The following is a 19,564-nucleotide window of genomic DNA, read 5'->3' as shown; positions in this document are numbered from 1 at the left end:
TAATAAACACCTTGCATTGGTTAATATATGCGTATTTCAATCCTTTGTACCTGTTTAAATTTGAATAGTGACCCTAGGTTAATATTAATTAAATTGAACCATGCAAATTAATCGTTCTGTACGTAACGGTGCTATTACAGCAATGCTTGCCATGATGGCTGCACCAGCCATCGGCCAGGAGAAGTCGCCTGATCCGCGTCCCAACCTGGCCATTGTAGCCTCCCCTTCTGCCATCAACCGGTTTGGAGGCTCTCTCGATGCCCTGAATGATGGTCTTACACCTACCCCCCGCGGCAACCAACGTGGCGGCGGCGGAGGCAACAGGCCTCAGCCTCCCCGTTCTCAATTCTGGGTGCAGTACGAATGGGCACAGCCCGTAAGCACCAAAGAGATTGCGGTGTACTGGTGGGACTATAACAGTGCCATCCGCCTGCCCATGGCCTACCGCCTGGAATACTGGGATGGCAGCAACTTCGTGCCGGTAAAAAATGCTGCTGGTTTTGGCCTCGCCAATAACCAATACAATGCTACTACTTTTGATGAAATAAAGACCACTAAGCTGCGCCTTGCGCTGGACTCTGCCGACAGAGGCTCTTCCACCCTGGTAGAATGGGCCGTATATAAGACAGAGAACTCCCCCTCACCTGCCCCGGTAGTAATAGCCGGCATAGACCGTGATGTAATGGTGGGCGGCAAATCCTACCTGGCGGCAACGATCAAGTCCGTTACGCCTGTAAGCAATGTATCCTGGGCCAAAGCATCCGGCCCCGGCAATGTTATCTTCAGTAATACCGGCGATAAAAATGCTACCGCCCAATTTACCACCCCGGGCAAGTATGAGCTGAAGCTTACTGCCACGGAAGGCAAAAATACCGTAGCCTCCACATTGAAAGTAATCGTACACCAACCACCAAAGGCAAAAAGGTTGGATGTAGTGTACACCAAAAGGTATAAGATCGACAGCAAGTTGTGGAGTGATCGTGCGAAAGCCATGATCGTAAACTGGATACCTTTCTGTATTGACCAGAATGAACGTACCGATCTTACTACCGGCGAAGGCGGCCTTGATAATTTCATTGAAGCAGCCAAAGCCATCAGGGGTGAGCCGCATGCCAAACATAAAGGCTATGTATTCTCCAATGCCTGGGTGCACCAGACAGTAGAATCCATGTGTATTGCGCTGATGGTAGACCCGCAAGGCGATGCTGCGATCATTGCCGCACAGGAGAAAATGAAAAAGAAACTAGAAGAATGGATACCCATCATCCTGGCTGCGCAGGAGCCTGATGGCTACCTCCACACTGCCTATACCCTGCGTGATACCGCCCACTGGAAAACCAGGTGGAATCCCCGCAACCGTGGCGATCATGAAGGATATGTGGCGGGTTATTTTATTGAAAGCGCCATCAACCACTATACACTCACCGAAGGAAAGGACAAGCGATTGTATGATGCCGCCAAAAGACTGGCCGATTGCTGGGTAGCCAATATTGGCCCTGGTAAAATTGCCTGGTATGATGGTCATCAGGAAATGGAACAGGCGCTGGTACGCTTTGGCCGCTTCGTAAATGATATGGAAGGCAAAGGCAGTCATGGTGACAGCTACGTGAACCTGGCCAAATTCCTGCTGGACAATCGTAAGGACGGCAGTGAATATGACCAAAGCCATGTGCCGGTACAACAACAATATGAAGCAGTAGGTCATGCCGTACGCGCCACGTATAACTATTCTGCCATGGCCGATGTGGCTGCAGAAACAGGCGATGTAGATTACCAGAGCGCTGTAATGTCTCTCTGGAATAATATGATCAATAAAAAGTATTACCTCACCGGTGGTATTGGCAGCGGAGAAACTTCTGAAGGCTTTGGCGGCAACTATTCCCTGCGCAACAATGCGTATTGCGAATCCTGCTCCAGCGCTGGCCTTATCTTCTTCCAATACAAGATGAACCTGGCCTATCACGATGCCAAATATGCCGACCTGTACGAAGAATCGATGTACAATGCCCTGCTGGGCTCTATCGACCTGGAAGGAAAGAACTTTTATTATACCAATCCACTTTCTTCTGCACAGGGCCGCTACGCCTGGCATGTGTGCCCTTGCTGTGTGGGTAATATCCCCCGTACGCTGCTGATGATCCCTACCTGGACCTATGTAACGGGTGAAGATGGCCTCTATGTAAACATGTATGTGGGCAGCACCATCAAAGTAGAGCGTGTAGTAGGTACCGATGTGGAGATGGTACAAAAAACCGATTACCCCTGGAGTGGCAATGTTGGTATTACCGTAAATCCCAAAGCATCCAAAACATTCACCGTGTATGTAAGGGTGCCCAATCGTACTACGAGTGAGTTGTACACGCCTGTACCACAGGTAAGCGGACTAAAATCGTTGAAAGTAAATGGCCAGGCAGTACCTGTGAAGATCGAGAATGGTTATGTAGCCATCCGCCGCGCCTGGAAAAAAGGTGATAAGATCGACATAGTGCTTCCTATGGAAATACAAAAGGTAACAGCAGATGAAAGGATAGAAGCCGACAGGGGCCGCGTGGCGCTGCGGGTAGGTCCATTGATCTACAATGTGGAAACAGCCGACAACAATGGCGATATCAACAAAGTGATCGGCAAAACACCGCTGACGATGGAGTGGAAACCCACCTTCCTCAATGGTGTAATGACCATTAAAGGAACCTGGAGTGATGGCACGCCCCTGATAGCGATCCCCAACTTTGCCCGGCTAAACAGGATACCAACTACCCCATTGCCTGCAGCGGGCCAGCAGACGCAGCCCACCCGCCCCAATGAACCGCCACAGGCGCGTATGGACCGTGTAGCAGCTTCGGCAGTGTGGATCAAGGAGAAGGAGTAATAGTGATGAATTAAATAAGTAGTAATTGAAAAAGCCTCCCGCAGTATTGTGGGAGGCTTTTGATTTTGTATCAATTATTTCTATAAGTAAATCAGCTAATTCAGCATAGAATTAATTATTGAATAATCTATTCAACCAGGCAATAAATCGTGTGCATAGATCACCATTAGTATTCAAATATCTTTTGGTGATAGCCAGTCCCATAGGCGTGCCGGGATCTTCCTGCCAGGATAACCATGAATGGATTAAGGCTTTTGGCCTATGAACAGCAGCATATTTATTAAGCTGCTCCTTTTCTATACTTTCCAGCGTAGAGGTAGCAATTGGAAATAACTGGTCATCGGGGGAACCAGAAAGGAAATAAAATCCTCCAGCATTCCATTAAGCATATTATCTGGCATGATCCATACGCCTATCCTTTTGCCATCAGTCCGGCTAAGTATCAGACCATCGGGAGGCAATGCATCAGGCACAGTAAAGCCTTGACCATTTAATATTGTTCTGAGAGATGCCCATCTTTTACCTACTTCAACATCTGCATCAATTACAATTCCAACAGTTTCAATTTGAGACTGCTTAAATCGTATGGAAATTTGATCCAACAATTTATTAATACCGATGCAATCTATAACATCGAATGATTCTGCAACCTGAAATTGTTCACATAAGGACCAGATCACATGTTGGTCATCATTTCCCTCCACAAGCAGTTTTTTGGGAAACTTTTCTTTGATTATCATTTACCGGGTTTCAATGTTTTGGTCTGTAGCAATTTTTAATTCCTCTGCATTGTATTCGACCTGTTGAATGGTTCCATTTACATTATCAAGTCGAATTAATTTCCCCTGTAAAGTTTGGTTGGGTGTGTTTAATACTCTGCTAAAAGCAGCGATACAATCTTCACTATGTGTAGTGGCAAATACCTGAATGTTTAATTCCTGGGCTAACTTGAAAATTATACTCCAAAGTTGTTCTTGTACGGTATAATGTAATCCGTTTTCAAATTCATCTATTAATAAATAGCCGCCTTCAGCGTTTACCATTGCAAGTATAATAGTAAATATGCGATTGATACCATCACCCATACTACGAAGCGGCAATATAGCCACTGAACCAGTCAATTTTATAACCGCAGTTCTTTTACCCTTTACCTCTTCAACGAAGGCTATTCTATCCGTAAAAGGCTCTATAAATTTAAGCGCATTAATTACATACCGCTCTTTTTCAGTAAGAGTGATTTTATCGAACAATCGACCATTAAATTCTCTATCTAAGCTTCCTGTTTTTACAAACTGAAAATTACCTTCATAGATTCGGTTTCTCGAAACATTATACAAGGAGACCTTTTTATCAAGAGGCAAAATAAATGATTCAAAGCCAACTGCTATTTCAAGGCCAATTTTTGCATCTGACTTAAATGTACCCAAACTGTATTCCTCTACCGGTATCCTGCCTCTAAAAATAACATTACCCTGAGCATCGGCATTACTCTCATCAATATACTTTCTAAATCGGAGGGAAACCGGTATATCTTCAAAAACACGATTTTCTAGTAGTGGAAATTGAATGGGACCTATTAAAATAGCGTCTTTAGAATCAAACCCTATAAAGCGATTATTGAACAATGATGAAAAAGAACGTATAAGAATTTCAGTAAGATCTCCCTTTGACTCTCCATCATTATAATACTCTCCCCTATCTTCAAGCTGTTGAAGTATTACTCCCATATCGGCCCTGGAGGCATAAATGGCAATAGCTTCTAAAATGGCTGATTTGCCAGTATTGTTTTTACCAGTGATCAGATTCACCTTACCCAAGGAGGGGATTGTAAGGTCCTTTAAATTGCGGAAATTCTTTATTGCTAATGAATCAAGCATAGTATAGCCAAAGATAATAGATTTGGCCAAATTACATTAAAAGACAATAAGTTGCAGAATTTGGCATTTTGTATTTAGGAATCTACCTATTATTTCGGCCAGCCTTCTTAGCTGGAACTTTCTTAGCAGCCACCTTTTTCACAGCCGCTTTCTTAGCCGCCGCCTTCTTCACCGGAGCCTTCACCACCCTCTCTTCCACCCCATCTACCGGGAAGGCTTTTTCGGGCAGGAACTCGCGGGGAGACATGCCAAAGTAATCGGCCAGGGCATTGATGTGGCGAAGATTGTATTTGGCTCTATTATAACCCAATTCAACATCCCTAACAAACGAACGAGAAAGACCGAGGATATCAGCTATACCTTGTCGATCAATCTCTTTTTCTTCCATAAGCTTCTTAACGAAGTCTATTGCATATTGATCAATTGCGCTATTTTCTTGGCTACTCATTATATAGCTAAGTAAAAAAAGTTTTAAAAAATACGTGACGTGCATACCCGCACTATATAAATAATTATATATATTTACATCAAATTACGGTTATGCCATAATGTAGCAATATTTTACTTTTGCGACTAGTTCAATAAATGCATTGAAGCTATTCGCTTTGATTCTCGATTTGAAACGTAGGAAATTTCAGTACACGAGATGAAGAGTGAAGAGCCCGCGAACCATAGCGCGGGTTCTCTCTTATCTGTGTACAGGGCTTCCTACGGCCTCAAATCGGGTAAGCAGAGGCCCGCGCTATGGTATTTTTATGCCCGCCTCTCAGCTTAACATTTCCATACAATTATCACTCACTCCCCACAGCTGATGCATTCTGTGTACAGGAATGCCTCGCAACACTCATTACCATAGCATCAAAGATCACTTTCATGCCGCCATGAAAGCAGGCCATCTATTTCTTCACCACAAAATTGAAAGCTATGAACGTTGCCTTTGAGGGCCTGTGCATTAGCCTGGGCCATAAGTATCCGGCTGAGCCTGCCGAAGCAATTAAACAGTTTACCGAGGATTATTCACCGGATGATATTTACTTCTTTTTTACCGAGCTGCTGGAGTGTGCGCTCACCACCAACCATGAAAATTTTACAACAGGCGAAGCTCGCAGCGATATTATGCTCTTTTGCAATCGTGGCGCACATGCGCTCATGGCCAATTTTACTATAGCCCATAAGAAAACTGATCAATAACCTGCTTCATTTACCATTTTAATCCTTGCATATATGTCAAAAAAAAGAAAAGCAACACTGCTATTGCCGGAGGCCTGCTCCCAGGCAGCAGCCACCGCCACCCTCCTTCCTGCAGAAGCAGCACCTATGCACAGCCCTGCTCAAATACTGGAACTGGTCCAGAGGTTTATGCTCGAAAAAGGCCTTCCTCCACAGCGCGAAAGTTTTATTAAGCTCAACGGCGTGCCTACCAAAAGCAAAATATCTCCCCGGAGGTCAGTACCCTGGCTCAGCCTGCGTGGGGCATGGCTGCAAAATGCAGGCCTTGCACCCAATGGGTATGCCAAAACCATTGCTTTCAATGGCATGCTCATCGTGATCCCCGGCCTCCACCCACCTGTGGTAAATGACAATGACCTTCGGCACCTCAGTACAATAATTCAGAAACTCAGCAACCATGTACACGCTCAAAAATAAGGTACAGCTCATTGGCCAAATTGGTAGCAAGCCGGAAGCAAGGGTTACCTCCACAGGTAAAAAGTGGGCCCGTCTTTCTCTCGGTTCTAAAGTAACCTATTGGAATACTGCCGGAAAAAGAACCACTGAAATGCAATGGCATACCCTCATTGCCTGGGGTGATTTGGCCGAGCTTGTAAAAAAATATGCAGTTAAAGGCAAGAACATTGCCATAGAGGGCAAATTGATCAATCGTGATTATATAGATAAGCAGGGCATTCTCCGTAATGTAACCGAGATCATTTTATTCAATGTAGAGCTACTAAAAGCTTGAAAGGGAGCGCGAAAAGCTGTAAAGGGACGCCTCTCCCTTTACAAGCGGGCGATGAAAGCTTGAAAGGGAGCGTCATCCCTTTACAAGGGAAGGCTGAGAGCCTGAAAGGGAACAATATCCCTTTACAAGCGATCGATGAAAGCCTGAAAGGGAACATCATCCCTTTTAAAGGAAGTGACGAAAGCTTGCAGCCGAAGGCACAAAGCTTAAAAGGGAGCGACCACCCTTTTAAAGCGCACGATGAAAGCTTGAAAGCGACAGGCTTCGCTTTCAAGCTTTTTTGCTTTAGAAAGGCAACGGGCAACCTACATTTGTCAAATAAATACAAATATCGTTTACCCACGTACTATTTATTTAACCGGTACCGTTATACAATCCGATACATAAGAAAGGACTTATTCTATATCCCGTATGCGCACCTGTATTTCACTCCGTACTATTATCTTAAACCTTGTACAAGTTAAAGATTAATCCCTCCCTTAGTAGCACGTTTCGCCCGGTGGCGAATACAATCCAATTTTATTTAAAAAACCAATCAATCTTTTATCATGAAAACACCGCGTTTAAAACTTGATTTTGTAAGACTGTCTGATCCCGAACTGGAAATAAAAGCCCAGGCTATTGTAGCAGCAATGACCGATAATACGTATTTCACCACCCCGGTTCCTGCACTCACAGTTGTAAATTCGCATATAACGGCCTACGCTACTGCCCTATCTAAAGCACTAACACGCGACAAGGCAGAGGTAGCTAACAAAAACCTTATGCGCAGCTTATTGGAAAAAACATTGATGGACCTTGCCGGCTATGTAACCTTTACATCCGGTGGCAGTGAGGCGGCCCTCGTGAGCAGCGGCTTTGACCTTGCAAAGCCTGCAGCCAACCTGCCGCCCATCAGCGTGCCCGACAATTTTTCAGTAGGCAACGGTGTAAATGAAGGCGAGGTAGTTTCCAGCGTAGACCGCGTCACAGGTGCCCGATCCTACATTCATGAATATACAGCCGACCCGCTGACACCCACCAGCGAATGGACACAACAATTTACAACGGTGCGCAAAGCCACCATTACCGATCTTGAGCCAGGTAAGAAATACTGGTTCAGGGTGGCAGCAATCGGCCCCCGCCAGCAAATTGCCTATACCAATGTTCAACTGCGCATGGCAGCCTGATGATTTAATGAAAAAAACCAGCGCCTCCCGCAATGTGCGGGTGGCACTGGTTTATACGTACTTGTTCTAATGAAATCAGCTTACCAATCTACTTGCGCTTTGCTGGTCTCACATTACGACCATAATACACATCAGCAGGATTATGGTGACCGGGATACACCCGCTCCAGAATACTGTATAAAGCGGGATCATAGGCTTTGAGGTCATCCGGCGTTTGCACCCGGGTATCGCCATCATAAAACTCGTAGTTGCTCCAGAACCACCACTGGGTGCCTTCCGCCCAATATTCGGCCACCGTATTGATCGCATACTGACCTTTATACATGCCCTTGGCTTTGGCTGCTTCATACGCTGGTTGGATCTCTGCAAACAAAGCCGAATCGGCATTGCGCAAAGCGCCCATGATATTGTGGCTAAATTCATGCACCAATATATTCTCCCCATAATACCGCGTACCGGGATAACCCAGCAGGTTCTCTTCCGCACAAGAGGTTACCGTACCGCCCATGCCACGCGCCCGCTTGTTCCAATACTCCCTGTCGCTCATACTGGCAATGCCACCGGGCTTATCATAATTATCCCTTTCGCCGGGCGTTAACCGCCTGTCGTCGCGGGCAGGTTTCTTCCAGTTGCTGCGTTCGGGCAGGTCTGTCTCCATTTCCGTTTCCGCCATCACCAGCACGCGGGCTTTCCGCTTTATTAACTCAGCGCGTATATCGGGCCTTTTGACCAGCATATAATTCACAATATCACGCCCTATCAGCAGGGCCGCATTGGGCACTTTGCCCGATGACACAATGGGAATACCAAATGCATCAGCATGTTTCTTATAGAAGGTATCGAGCGCCAGGGCAGCAGGCGGTGGCGCTATCATGGCCTGCTCATAATCTTTTAGGAGGGCAGCAGGCGCCTCCTGCGCTGTACCTGTAACGGCTGCCAAAGAAGTACATAGCAGCAGGAGGGATGGCAATGTTGTTTTCATATTGATAAATGTCAGTGATTGCTGCCACATTTCTTATATGCTGCTTCACCGGGTGTTTGCCAATATTATCCTGTTCCAATATCAATGAAATCCCTTAGCTTCGCGCCCCACTCAAAAAATCAATCATGGCCATTTTCCCCACCCAATACTCTACCCTGTCGGCCCCTGCCCTGGGAAAAGCCATTGAAAACCTGTATGGATTTTCTCCACTCATCTGTCGCTACCTGCTGCGGGGCGTGAGTGATACGTATAAACTGGAAGGTGAGGCACAACGCTATATCTTCAAAATATACCGGGATGCACACCGCTCGCTGGAAGAAATAAAAGGAGAAGTGGAATTGCTGAATGCCTTGCAGGAAGGGGGCGCCCCTGTATCCCACCCCATCAGGGACCTGGAAGGCGGGCAGATCCAATCTTTCGAAGCCGCCGAAGGCACCCGTTACGGCGTATTGTTTAGCTATGCGGCGGGAAAACCCGTAGGTGTGATCAGTGATGAGCAGATCACCAATACAGGCCGCGCAATGGCGCGGGTTCATGATATTACTTCCACCATTCAGCTTAGCCATGCAAGAAGAAGTTATAATCACCAGACTACGCTGCTGGGACCTATAGCTGCCCTGGCGCCCGCCTTCCATGAACTGCCCGATGAATACCAATATTTACAGGATACAGCCGCCGCCATTATACAGAAACTGGAGGGGTTGGATACCAGCAACTTTGCTGTAGGTTATTGCCATTTTGATTTCCTGCCCAAGAACTTTCACATTGATGAACAGAATCAAGTCACTTTTTTTGATTTCGATTTTGCAGGTAAAGGTTATCTCGTGAACGACCTTATGACCTACTGGACGCATTTCGCCGTGGATGTGATCCTGGGCAAAAGCACCCGGGAACAATCAGACAGGGCTTTCCAGGTATTCCTCAGCGCCTACCGGGAAACAAGGCCCGTATCAGCAGCAGAAGAGCAGGCCATCCCCTTGCTCAACCTTGGATTTTGGGTGTTCTATCTGGGCTTCCATTATGACCAGTTTGATGATTTCTCCACGCACTTCTTTACTACACGCTTTCTGAAGGAGCGGGTAGCGCTTATCAAAAAAATAATGGACCAGTATTGTTTCTAGCCCTGCTTCCTCTTTTTAAACCGCTGTTTCATCTCGGCTTTGTTCTCTTTCTTATGGGCCTTGTATTCGCTGAATTGTGCCTCGGTCAATACTGCTTTCAGGGCCTTATCACGCTCACTGTTGGCGGCTTTGATCTTTTTGCCCTTGCTCATGCGGTCGCCTCCTTCACTTTTGATGGCTGCTGCTTTCGCCGCAAAATCATCATTGATAGCCTGTACCTTGGGCACCTGCTCAGCAGTGAGGCTAAGCTGTACGGTCATAGAATCGGTCATGCGTTTTGACATGGCCCCTTTCCCTGCGTCCTGCGCCTGCAAGGTGGAGAAAGCTGCGACACCCAAAATGAACAGTGAAGCCAATAACTTTTTCATGGTGATGTTTTATTTATTTCAATATTATCTTTTACGACGTACGGTTGTTTTTGTTCTGCTTACTTTATTTCCACGCGGTCCTTCTACAGTAGTTGTTTTACGCGTAGCATGGTATTGTTTATTGTTGCGGGAAGCAGTTACGCTATGGGTACTACGACTGGTCCGGTAATTGGTAACAGTAACCTGGTGGCGGGTCCTTACGGTAACAGAGGTAACACGCATGGGCCGGTACAAACGGGGCGCATAAGCTACCCGGTGTGTATGCACCACTACATAATGAGGACGATAACGATAACGTATGGGACGGTATACCTGCCAGGACAGTGGCTTCCAGGGACGCCACCACGCAGGACGCGCAGCCCAGGTCCAGGGAGATATCCATAACCTGTAAGAAGGTGCATATACATAGCGCACACAAGGCCATGCCCACACATTTACCACTATGGCAACATCAGTAGCAGTTTCAACCGGCTCCACATTGGGACCACGGGCTACTGAAGAGCCGGCAGCATTATAAGCATTGTCATCATCCCCTGGTTCTATTATCGTTTCTTCACCAAAAATATCCTCATCACCCGCTATCTGCACTACGGCATTGTCCTGCCCGGTCTTCTCCAATTCTATGACGGCAATATCCTGACTTTCCTGATCAGATACCAGGGCCTGCAATACAAATATCTGCACATCATTTTCTTTCTTATTGATCACCCGTATGTAATCAATCTGGCCATCTTCATTGAGATCAAGGTTATTGACCTTATTCTGTGAGGTATTGAGCAGCTTTTCAAATTCTTCGGGAGAACCTGCCTTTTTAAACAGCTCAAGGGCTCCCTGCAGGCTGAAGTTGTCGCCTGGCAATCCTGTAGAGTCGGACGCGGCCTGATCCCGGGCTTCTGCTGGTAAAGCATTCATACTAAGACAAATAAGCAATCCGGGAATACTCCTGGTCATTTTCATAAAAGGGTGGTTTTGTAATCAGACAGGAGATCGGGCAAAAGGTTTAATGAGCAGGAAAACATATCTGCACCGGGGCGGCCAACGCTTCCTGATCTATTTTATTGCAGCAGGCGCCAACACACTTAGGAGGACCAGGAATGGCCCTCCGCAGCAAATTAGATTTGCACATGAGAAAACTCTTACTAAACTTACTTAGGTATTGTTATGACCTTTTATTCGCCAAGCCATTGCCTGAACATAGGGGCTCTCAGTTTACTGATGATAATATTGGCATGGTCGCCGGGCATGAGGTCTACCCGTAAGGTGCCATTAAACCAGATAATGATCTTTTTGATGGAATGCCGGCTCACGATGATCTGTCGGCTGATGCGGAAAAAATCGCGGGGTGATACTGTATTCTCTATTTCTTCGATGCTCAATTTGAGAATATGGTTCCTGTCGTCCTTCGTTTTGAGGTATACCGTTTTATTCTCACAGTAAAAAAAGGCCACCTGGCTGATGTGCACTGAGGTGAGGTGCCGGCCCGTTTTTACCAGGAAACGTTCTTTCTCTGCCTGATAACCCGGCACAGCCGGTTCATCTTTCAACAGCAAGGCCGCACATGAATTTAATAACCTCCTTAACAACTCAGGTTCTCTTGCCTTGAGCAGGTTAAAAAGGTTCATCAATTCATAATCGGGTGTTGAGGGATCGGCTCGTTTTTCATTTCTTCCTTTCACGGTGGTATAGGGCAAGGCAGTGCTGGTTGTTATGTCCTGTTGCATGGCTATCGTGCTAATGTGACATGAATAATTTGACGATGTAAATTAGCAACAGGAAAAAAACAACAGGATCACATAACTACCAACGTCTTAATAGCACGATGAAAGCAAGGACTGCATTTTATCGTACTATTTGTGGTTTCATCGCTTTTAACAGTATTTGAACAGACAGCTACTACCCAACAGGCTATAAGGCGATGACCTGCTTGCCGGATTTGAGCGGCCGGGTACTATTATTCCATAGGAAAGCACCTGTGAGCCCCGGTGGCAGGGTGATAGTAGCATGCACCCCCGTTTCCCCTCTCCTTTCCAACGTTACCTCGATATCTCCATCCGGATGGGGCATACGGCCGCTGGCCTGCTTTAATTCACCCAACTGGGGTTTTATCTGCACTTTCCTGAAGCCCGGCGCTGCGGGAGTAATGCCACAAATGGTAGCGAGGAAATCATAGTTGGGACTGGCGCTCCAGGCATGACAGTCGGACCGGGTAGGATCGGGATTCTCTGCAAAAGTGGTAAGGCCGTTCTTCAGCATATCACGCCACGGCATAAGCTGGCTGTAATAAAGCGCCCCCATGCCCGCTTTCTTCAGCGCCAGCGTGAGGTAAAAACGATAATAAAAGGTGGCTTGACTAAGGGAGGTATCATATAATACTTTCCGCATCACGGGCTGTTGTTGCGCTACAGGTATGGCGCCGGTCAATACGCCCATAATGCTGGCATGCTGACTAAATGTATTATGGGCAGGGGTATTGGCCATCACTCCTTTTGTGGCATCGTAACAGGCCTGGTAAGTACCCTTGCTCAAACTGGCGGCTATCTTCCTGTACCTCGCCGCCTGCGGTTGTTTATCAAAATGACTGAAGAGTGCAGCAGCCTGTTGTAAGGTATATACATACTGCAAAGTGATGACCGATGAATTGCCATTGGTTGCCCCATCGGGTACGCCATTGGGGAAAGCGTGGTTCCAATCAGTAAAGTTCCACCACTTCATGGGGCCTAGCATTTGACGCGCAGTATCAATATGGCGCTCATACCAGTTCAGTACCCCTTCGGCTCCTGTAAGGAATTGGGCCACAAATTTTTCATCGGGCCGGTGCATGAAATAATCGTACAACATCGATACCCAGTACAGTGAGAAGGGCGGTATTACCTGCAGCCGGTTGCTGGGATACCTGCCCTGCGTTAACCCTTCCGGCACGCGGGAATGATAAAAATCCAGCAGGGCCTTACGCATCAGGCGATCATCGCCGGTCACGTACAAGGATATGAGTGATTGTATGCGCGTATCGCCTTCATATTGCAACTGCTCATAATAGGGACAGTCGTAGTAGGTCTCCCCCGCACAAAGCCGGGCAGTACGCCAGCCTACATTCCAGATATCCTGCAGGGAAGCATCGTTGCTGGTGAAAACAGCTTTTTGTTCGAAAGGGTATCCCGTATACATGCCATATAGATCATCAATGACCAGCGGTTCATTGTACGTGGTAATATCCAGTTGCAGGTAACGATAGGTCCTCAGCCACAGCGGGCGAAACAATCTTTTTGCTCCTCCATCTGCCTCAAACACATCGTAGTTGCCAGCCATTTGTTTGCCTTCAATATCATTACGGTTGCCTTTGCCATTTTTACCAAACAATGCTTCTGCATAGGTGAGGCGGATGACAGCGCCTTTGCCACTGGTGACTATCATTTCCGGATAAGCGACGGTATTGAAGGTTTGATCCAGCAGGATGCTTATGGTGGTATTGGCGGGGATAGTCAGCGCCTGGTTGCCCTGCAAAAAAGCATCTGGCACTTGCAGACCACTTGCCCGGCGTACGGTATTGATGCGCTGCAATTTTTCTTCCATCAGGGGAATATTCCGCGGCGCCAGCGTCCACAAATTATCTGTACCATATCCTACAGTTACGGGAGAAGCCAGTTTGCGGGCGGGCAGCCATTGTGCGTCGTTGAAGGTTGGTTGCTCCCATTGCCAGGGATATAAGGAAGCCTGTACGCTATCACCAGGCCCTATCACCATATAGGAGTGCAGGCGGGCGCCATTGTCCATCGAGCAAGGGTGATAAGCTTTATTCTCTGATACTTTCCAGGAGCCGTTGGTATTGATCAGTTTTTCCTTTTCGGTATCGCCCTGCAATACAAAGGCTGTCTGGTTGGAAATCTGTGCTACAGCGGCCTCCTCTCCCATATTCCATACCTGGGCAGCAATGGTATTGGCACCGGCTTTGAGCCAGGGCGCCAGATCAATGGTCTCAAAATACCAGTTGTACAGATCGCCCCTGGCAGGTCCATTACACACTGGCGTACCATTCACAAAGAGGCGGTAGCGGTTGTCGGCCGATACGTGCACGATGAAGGAAGCAGGCTTATCGGCTAGGGTAAAGGTCTTCCGGAAATGATAGATACCATAACTGCGCAGGGATACGCCGGGACAGGTGATCCAGCTGGCAGACCAGTGATCTTTCAACAAGGCAGGATTGACAGGCAACTGTTGCGCCGTACCAACAGCAAATAACAGGAGGAAAAACGGCAAAAGGACAGCAGGTGATCTCATTATAAATAGCATTAACAGGTGAAACAACCGGATACTAAATGTATAGAAAAAACAGGGATTAGCTGTTAGGGGTTAGCTTTTAGCTGTTGACTATTCGTTTGGGGAAATAGAAACACCCGGGTGATCAAATCATCCGGGTGTTTCAACTTACTTATCAGTAGCAAGGCCTTTACTAGTTCGCCAGCGGATTGTTTTGCAGCTCTACATCGGGCAGGGCAAATAAGAACCTGGAAGGCGTAGGTTTGCGTACGGGTTGTTTGATGAGGCCACGTACTTCTGTGATCAATTGTGCTGCTCTTCCTGTACGTACCATATCAAACCAGCGCTTGGCCTCTCCAATGAATTCATAACCCCTCTCCCGGAACACCATATCATCGAAAGCCGTTTGAGAAAGACCAGCAGGCAGATCGGCCAGGGCGCTGGGAACGTCTAAACTAACCCCATACGCCCTCCTTCTCACTATATTGATGGCATCGTAAGCAGCTGCGGGGCCATTGAGTTTATTCTCTGCCTCGGCAAAAATGAGCAAGGCATCGGCATAGCGATAGAGGTAAAAATCATTTCCATTACCCGTATCAATAGGGGCATTGGGATCTTTGTATTTGCCCAGGCGCAGGTCGTAGATATCAGGTTCTATTTCTGCTTTCACCGTGGCCCCGTTGATCACATAGGTATCATACAGACTGAATTGTCTGCGCAGGTCTTTTACATCCCAGTTCTTGATGAGGGGCGCCACGGAAATGATGCCGCCAAATTTATTGCCGCTTACGGAATAACCGGCAGCTTTGGCCTTTGAATCGGCCCAATAGGATGCCATGAAAGAACCGCGGTCGAGGAACTGCGAGAATTTGAGGGAAAATACATCTTCCATATTGGTAGGCAGCGTAGGTGAATACACCGTAGCGAGAGAAGGCTCCAGGTTATAGCCATACGTAGCTTTATTGTCGATCACCTCTTTCGCCTTATCGCGGGCTTTTTGGTTATCGCCCTGGGTGAGGTATACATCGGCCAGGGCTACCTTGGCAGCGCCTTTGGTAGCACGTCCCGGTGCGCCGGTCTTATTAGGAAGTACACCTTCTGCAAACTTCAGGTCTTCAATGATCTGGTTATAAATAACCGGAATGTCAGATTTAGCGAGGGCCACATCACCGGAATTGATGATCGGCTTCAGACGCATTGGCACTTTCCCCCATACCCTTACTGCAAAGAAATAACAGATGGCCCTTACAAACCGGGCTTCGCCATAGGCTTTATCTTTCAGATCAGTGGCCAGGGTAGTATTGGCATCCAGCGCTACGATGAGATAATTAGCCCGGCCAATGGCTTCATACAAGGTGGTCCATGGTTGTCCCAATGCATTGGGATTGTTCATGATATTATTGTAATTGCTCCAGGCCACTTGCGTAGGACCGCCATCGGCATAGTCGCTCATCAGTTCAAGGCCCAGCCCTACAGTAGACTCCCACAGGCGGCCACGGCTCCTGGTGAGTGGTTCATACACGCCCACCAGCGTTTGATCCAATATATCAGGCGTTAGCTGTCCCAGCTCCAGTGTGGCCTTGGGTTTTTCATCGAGCATCTTATCACAAGCGGCCTGGCTTATCGTCACCAGCAACAGGGTGATGAGCAAAGCGTAAAAATTAGTCGGTTTCATATTGTAAAGTATTTTATGGTAATAGTTCATGATTAAAATCCAAGGCTGAATCCCAGGTTATAGGTTTTGGCAGAAGGATAAGCGCCTAAGTCTACACCCTGCCGGCGGTCATTGCCATTGAAGGTATTGACCTCGGGATCGTACCCACTGTAATCCGTAAAGGTGATCAGGTTCTGCCCGCTGAGGTATACATTCAACGTTTTAATGGTGCGGCCTTTCAGTTTGAAAGCATAATCGAGCCGGATATTCCGCATGCGGAAGAAATCACCTTTTTCCATATACCGCGATGAACGCAGGTGGGCATTGCCGGCAAGTTGACTGGGCTTTGGATAAAACTCATTGGCTGCTTTCAGCTTGTTAAATTGGTTGGAGATAATGGGATTGGTGAGTTCAAACAAGGCAGCATTGTTGATCAAAGCGCCACTCACGCCGGCCCATATCATACTAAACGTTATTTGTTTGTAACGTACAGTGGGCGAAATACCATAATAAAGGTCGGGATAGGGGCTTCCCAGTATCTGGTTGTCGATGGCATTGATAATATCCCTGCCATTGGCATCCTTGTCTCCGTTGAGGTTTTCATGGATGGGTACGCCGTCTTTGTCAAGTCCTAAAAATTTGGGCCCCAGGAATGCCGACAGCGGCTGTCCCACGCGGATAATGCTATTGGAACCTGAGGCATCATTGCCACCGGCAATGGTGGGAATATCCTTATTGTCTTTTGTTTTGGTGACTTTATTCTTGTTCTGAGAAAAGTTTACATCCAGCGAGAAAGTCCAATCGGCTGTATTGATGATATTAGCTCCCAATGAAAGCTCCCATCCTTTGTTTTCTACTTCTCCTACATTGTCGATGATCTGATCAGGCCCCGTTCCTATGCCAGCGCTTACACCGGCAGATGGAGGCAATTGTACCAGCGCCAACAGGTCGGAGGTCTTTTTGATGTAATAATCGAAGGTAAAGCGGAACCGGTCGCTTAGTAAGCCCAGGTCCAGACCAATATTGGTTTGGCTGGTGGTTTCCCATTTCAAATTGGGATTGGGGAAGGTAGGCGCCACCCCTACAGACAGTCCTGATCCGGCGCCTTGTCCGGTGTTGACGGCTTTACCCAGCAGCAGCGACTGATAAGGCTTAATGGCAGGATTACCTGCTTGTCCCCAACTGGCCCTCAGTTTGAGGTTGGACATCCAGGTAAACCTTTCCATAAACTTCTCGGCAGAGACACGCCAGGCAGCCGATACAGAAGGGAATACACCGTACTTGTTATTGGCTGCAAATACAGAAGCGCCATCACGCCGTATACTGGCCGACAGCAGGTATTTGTCTTTCAGGTTGAAACGCACCCTGGCGAAAGCCGATAAGATCGTATTCTCACTCACATCAGTAACAGGCTTGCTGACTGTGTTGGCGGAACTGAAATTATAATTCTTCAGGTCGTCGCTGCCAAATCCGGATGCTGCCAGATCAGTCTGATCGTAACGGTCATGCTGGTAAGAAACACCACCAATGGCTTCCATGTTGAGATCGGAGGTTAACTGATGCCTGTATTCCAGGAAGTCTTCTACCAGACCCGATGTTTTATCATATTGTCCCAGTTCAGCTGATCCGATATTATTACCCAGGCGGGGCAATATGCGGGGAAAATAAAGGTCGCGGCGGATATGGTAATAATCGCCCGACAGCCTTATCGTATTAGAGAGCCCTTTAATGATCGTCCACCGGATGTCTACCCCACCCTGCACACGCGTAGTAGTATTGCGATCAAGCACTTCTTTGGCTACTGCTACCGGGTTTTCTACGTCAATACCATTGAATCCAAAAGGAGAAGTATCCGTATAGGTGCCATCAGCATTTTTTACACCTACGGTAGAAATGGAGCGCAGCACAGAGCCAATACCCGATTTACCAAAGTTGCGGGTATTATCACCTATAGCCGGAGAAAATCCATCCTGCACCGCTCTGGATACCGTAAAGCGCGATTGAATGCTGAAGTGATCGCTCAGTTTATTATCCAGGTTTACGCGGATAGAGCCACGTTTGTAATCGCTGTTCAATACAATACCCTGCTGATCCGTATAGCCGCCGGATACATAATACCGGCTGCGATCTGTACCGCCGGAAACGCCCAGGCTGGTATTCAGCAACAGAGCTGTACGAAATACTTCATCCTGCCAATCCGTGCTGATGGTGGGTGTGAAATTGGTCAGCTCAGCAGGCGCAGCCTGGCCTGTGTTCACATAATACCGCCTGGCAAAATCCACGTACTCCTGGCTGTTCATCAGGTCGAGCTTTTTACGTATTTGCTGAAGGCCAACAGAGCTTTCAAATACTACGCGGGTAGCGCCTGCTTTACCAGACTTGGTAGTGACCATCACTACTCCATTGGCGCCTCGTGATCCGTAGATCGCCGTAGAAGCAGCATCTTTGAGCACTTCGATGGATTCGATATCCGAAGGATTGATCGTTGCCAGCCCATTTACGCCACGTACATCATCATTGAACTGTGGAAGGCCATCGATCACGTAGAGTGGTTCGTTTCCGCCCGCGATAGACGAAACACCCCGCACCCGGATGGAGATACCAGCGCCCGGCTGACCAGAAGTTTGCTGTACCTGTACACCGGGCATGCGTCCCTGCATGGCCTGTTCCACGCTCACGACAGGCATCTCGCGGATCTTATCTCCACGCAGGGAAGTAACGGCGCCGGTAAGATCAGACTTACGCTGGGTGCCATACCCTACCACCACCACTTCGCCCAGGTCTTTGGCATCTTCCTGTAGCTGTACTGTAACCGGTGAACCTGCATTAACAGTCATTTCTTTGGTTGCATAACCAACATAAGAAAACGATAAGACGACCCTGCCGGAGGGAGCTGCTAGGGTGAAGGTCCCATCATCTGCAGTAGTGGTCACATTGTTGGTATTCTTTACTTGTACGGTTACACCTGCAAGGGGCTTATTATCGGGGGAGAGTACTTTTCCGGAGACCGGTTTGTCTTGCGCAAGGCATGGCATACCCATCAGCAAAACAATCATTACATAAAGTAATCTTGTTGTTGACATAGCAATAGTTTTGGTTAATAGCTGTTCTAAAGTAACATCTAACCCAAGTTCAATATTTTTTCAGATAAGTGCATGTTTATTAACGGAATCGTTTGCAGATACCGATTGCAAAACCTACTATCACGGTTTAGCATTGCTGAAAAGGAACGTAAACTTATCAGGAACAGCGATGCTACGAGCCTCCAGCAGTTCGATCATCGCTAATAGCAACACACAATCCACCACAA

Annotated in this window: 15 protein-coding genes and 1 pseudogene; 6 read left to right on the top strand and 10 right to left on the bottom strand. The window is 47.4% G+C overall.

Translation table 11 applies throughout. From position 1 onward, the window contains the following. The first annotated feature begins 100 nt into the window (after window positions 1-100). Window positions 101-2,869 carry a glycoside hydrolase family 127 protein gene (locus tag D3H65_RS04990; protein ID WP_162915413.1) on the top strand — a complete coding sequence of 923 codons (2,769 nt, stop codon included), beginning with the start codon at window positions 101-103 and terminating at the stop codon, window positions 2,867-2,869. Window positions 2,870-2,980: 111 nt separating this feature from the next. Here D3H65_RS04990 and D3H65_RS04985 read toward each other — a convergent pair. The 3 genes and pseudogenes from D3H65_RS04985 to D3H65_RS04975 form a co-directional block, all read right to left on the bottom strand. Continuing rightward, window positions 2,981-3,609, bottom strand: a pseudogene (locus tag D3H65_RS04985) (DUF3226 domain-containing protein). Then, window positions 3,610-4,746 (bottom strand): AAA family ATPase, encoded by a 1,137-nt coding sequence (locus tag D3H65_RS04980; RefSeq protein ID WP_162915412.1) that lies wholly within the window; start codon window positions 4,744-4,746, stop codon window positions 3,610-3,612. A gap of 82 nt (window positions 4,747-4,828) precedes the next feature. Continuing rightward, window positions 4,829-5,239, bottom strand: a complete 411-nt coding sequence (locus tag D3H65_RS04975; RefSeq protein WP_245999682.1) for a helix-turn-helix domain-containing protein — start codon at window positions 5,237-5,239, stop codon at window positions 4,829-4,831. A gap of 431 nt (window positions 5,240-5,670) precedes the next feature. Between D3H65_RS04975 and D3H65_RS04970 the strand changes: the two genes are divergently transcribed. From D3H65_RS04970 to D3H65_RS04950, 4 genes are all read left to right on the top strand, one after another. After that, on the top strand, window positions 5,671-5,937 hold the full coding sequence (locus tag D3H65_RS04970) for a hypothetical protein (RefSeq protein WP_119049207.1): 267 nt from the start codon (window positions 5,671-5,673) through the stop codon (window positions 5,935-5,937). A 33-nt stretch (window positions 5,938-5,970) separates the two neighbouring features. Then, on the top strand, window positions 5,971-6,393 hold the full coding sequence (locus D3H65_RS04965) for a hypothetical protein (protein WP_119049206.1): 423 nt from the start codon (window positions 5,971-5,973) through the stop codon (window positions 6,391-6,393). Continuing rightward, on the top strand, window positions 6,374-6,706 hold the full coding sequence (locus D3H65_RS04960) for a single-stranded DNA-binding protein (RefSeq protein ID WP_119049205.1): 333 nt from the start codon (window positions 6,374-6,376) through the stop codon (window positions 6,704-6,706). Before D3H65_RS04965 ends, D3H65_RS04960 begins: the two co-directional genes overlap by 20 nt. Before the next feature lie 548 nt (window positions 6,707-7,254). After that, on the top strand, window positions 7,255-7,875 hold the full coding sequence (locus tag D3H65_RS04950; RefSeq protein ID WP_119049203.1) for a fibronectin type III domain-containing protein: 621 nt from the start codon (window positions 7,255-7,257) through the stop codon (window positions 7,873-7,875). 88 nt (window positions 7,876-7,963) lie between these two features. Here the strand turns inward: D3H65_RS04950 and D3H65_RS04945 are convergent, their stop codons facing one another. Further along, the gene (locus tag D3H65_RS04945) at window positions 7,964-8,857 is read right to left on the bottom strand and encodes a hypothetical protein (protein WP_211345627.1); all 894 of its coding nucleotides are present in this window, start codon (window positions 8,855-8,857) and stop codon (window positions 7,964-7,966) included. Between the two features lie 125 nt (window positions 8,858-8,982). Between D3H65_RS04945 and D3H65_RS04940 the strand changes: the two genes are divergently transcribed. Continuing rightward, window positions 8,983-9,978 carry a phosphotransferase enzyme family protein gene (locus D3H65_RS04940; protein WP_119049202.1) on the top strand — a complete coding sequence of 332 codons (996 nt, stop codon included), beginning with the start codon at window positions 8,983-8,985 and terminating at the stop codon, window positions 9,976-9,978. Here D3H65_RS04940 and D3H65_RS04935 read toward each other — a convergent pair. The 6 genes from D3H65_RS04935 to D3H65_RS04910 all read right to left on the bottom strand — a co-directional run bounded on the left by D3H65_RS04935 (window position 9,975) and on the right by D3H65_RS04910 (window position 19,337). Beyond that, on the bottom strand, window positions 9,975-10,346 hold the full coding sequence (locus D3H65_RS04935; protein ID WP_119049201.1) for a hypothetical protein: 372 nt from the start codon (window positions 10,344-10,346) through the stop codon (window positions 9,975-9,977). The genes D3H65_RS04940 and D3H65_RS04935 overlap by 4 nt on opposite strands. A gap of 24 nt (window positions 10,347-10,370) precedes the next feature. Then, a complete protein-coding gene (locus tag D3H65_RS04930; RefSeq protein WP_245999681.1) occupies window positions 10,371-11,303 on the bottom strand; it encodes a hypothetical protein in 933 nt (310 codons plus the stop codon). Window positions 11,304-11,515: 212 nt separating this feature from the next. Further along, the gene (locus tag D3H65_RS04925) at window positions 11,516-12,067 is read right to left on the bottom strand and encodes a LytR/AlgR family response regulator transcription factor (protein WP_119049200.1); all 552 of its coding nucleotides are present in this window, start codon (window positions 12,065-12,067) and stop codon (window positions 11,516-11,518) included. Window positions 12,068-12,251: 184 nt separating this feature from the next. Then, complete coding sequence (locus D3H65_RS04920) at window positions 12,252-14,621, bottom strand: alpha-L-rhamnosidase-related protein (RefSeq protein ID WP_119049199.1); 2,370 nt, start codon at window positions 14,619-14,621, stop codon at window positions 12,252-12,254. A 172-nt stretch (window positions 14,622-14,793) separates the two neighbouring features. After that, a complete protein-coding gene (locus tag D3H65_RS04915; protein WP_119054389.1) occupies window positions 14,794-16,275 on the bottom strand; it encodes a RagB/SusD family nutrient uptake outer membrane protein in 1,482 nt (493 codons plus the stop codon). A 32-nt stretch (window positions 16,276-16,307) separates the two neighbouring features. Next, the gene (locus tag D3H65_RS04910; protein ID WP_119049198.1) at window positions 16,308-19,337 is read right to left on the bottom strand and encodes a SusC/RagA family TonB-linked outer membrane protein; all 3,030 of its coding nucleotides are present in this window, start codon (window positions 19,335-19,337) and stop codon (window positions 16,308-16,310) included. Between the last annotated feature and the right edge of the window lie 227 nt (window positions 19,338-19,564).

The sequence above is a fragment of the Paraflavitalea soli genome (assembly GCF_003555545.1).
Lineage (GTDB): Bacteria > Bacteroidota > Bacteroidia > Chitinophagales > Chitinophagaceae > Paraflavitalea > Paraflavitalea soli.
This window is presented reverse-complemented; position numbering and strand designations above follow the sequence as displayed.

Bases quoted from the DNA above. Each gene is read 5' to 3' on its own strand.
- D3H65_RS04990 (WP_162915413.1), top strand. From the start codon at position 101: ATGCAAATTAATCGTTCTGTACGTAACGGTGCTATTACAGCAATGCTT.
- D3H65_RS04980 (WP_162915412.1), bottom strand. From the start codon at position 4,746: ATGCTTGATTCATTAGCAATAAAGAATTTCCGCAATTTAAAGGACCTT.
- D3H65_RS04975 (WP_245999682.1), bottom strand. From the start codon at position 5,239: ATGCACGTCACGTATTTTTTAAAACTTTTTTTACTTAGCTATATAATG.
- D3H65_RS04970 (WP_119049207.1), top strand. From the start codon at position 5,671: ATGAACGTTGCCTTTGAGGGCCTGTGCATTAGCCTGGGCCATAAGTAT.
- D3H65_RS04965 (WP_119049206.1), top strand. From the start codon at position 5,971: ATGTCAAAAAAAAGAAAAGCAACACTGCTATTGCCGGAGGCCTGCTCC.
- D3H65_RS04960 (WP_119049205.1), top strand. From the start codon at position 6,374: ATGTACACGCTCAAAAATAAGGTACAGCTCATTGGCCAAATTGGTAGC.
- D3H65_RS04950 (WP_119049203.1), top strand. From the start codon at position 7,255: ATGAAAACACCGCGTTTAAAACTTGATTTTGTAAGACTGTCTGATCCC.
- D3H65_RS04945 (WP_211345627.1), bottom strand. From the start codon at position 8,857: ATGAAAACAACATTGCCATCCCTCCTGCTGCTATGTACTTCTTTGGCA.
- D3H65_RS04940 (WP_119049202.1), top strand. From the start codon at position 8,983: ATGGCCATTTTCCCCACCCAATACTCTACCCTGTCGGCCCCTGCCCTG.
- D3H65_RS04935 (WP_119049201.1), bottom strand. From the start codon at position 10,346: ATGAAAAAGTTATTGGCTTCACTGTTCATTTTGGGTGTCGCAGCTTTC.
- D3H65_RS04930 (WP_245999681.1), bottom strand. From the start codon at position 11,303: ATGAAAATGACCAGGAGTATTCCCGGATTGCTTATTTGTCTTAGTATG.
- D3H65_RS04925 (WP_119049200.1), bottom strand. From the start codon at position 12,067: ATGCAACAGGACATAACAACCAGCACTGCCTTGCCCTATACCACCGTG.
- D3H65_RS04920 (WP_119049199.1), bottom strand. From the start codon at position 14,621: ATGAGATCACCTGCTGTCCTTTTGCCGTTTTTCCTCCTGTTATTTGCT.
- D3H65_RS04915 (WP_119054389.1), bottom strand. From the start codon at position 16,275: ATGAAACCGACTAATTTTTACGCTTTGCTCATCACCCTGTTGCTGGTG.
- D3H65_RS04910 (WP_119049198.1), bottom strand. From the start codon at position 19,337: ATGTCAACAACAAGATTACTTTATGTAATGATTGTTTTGCTGATGGGT.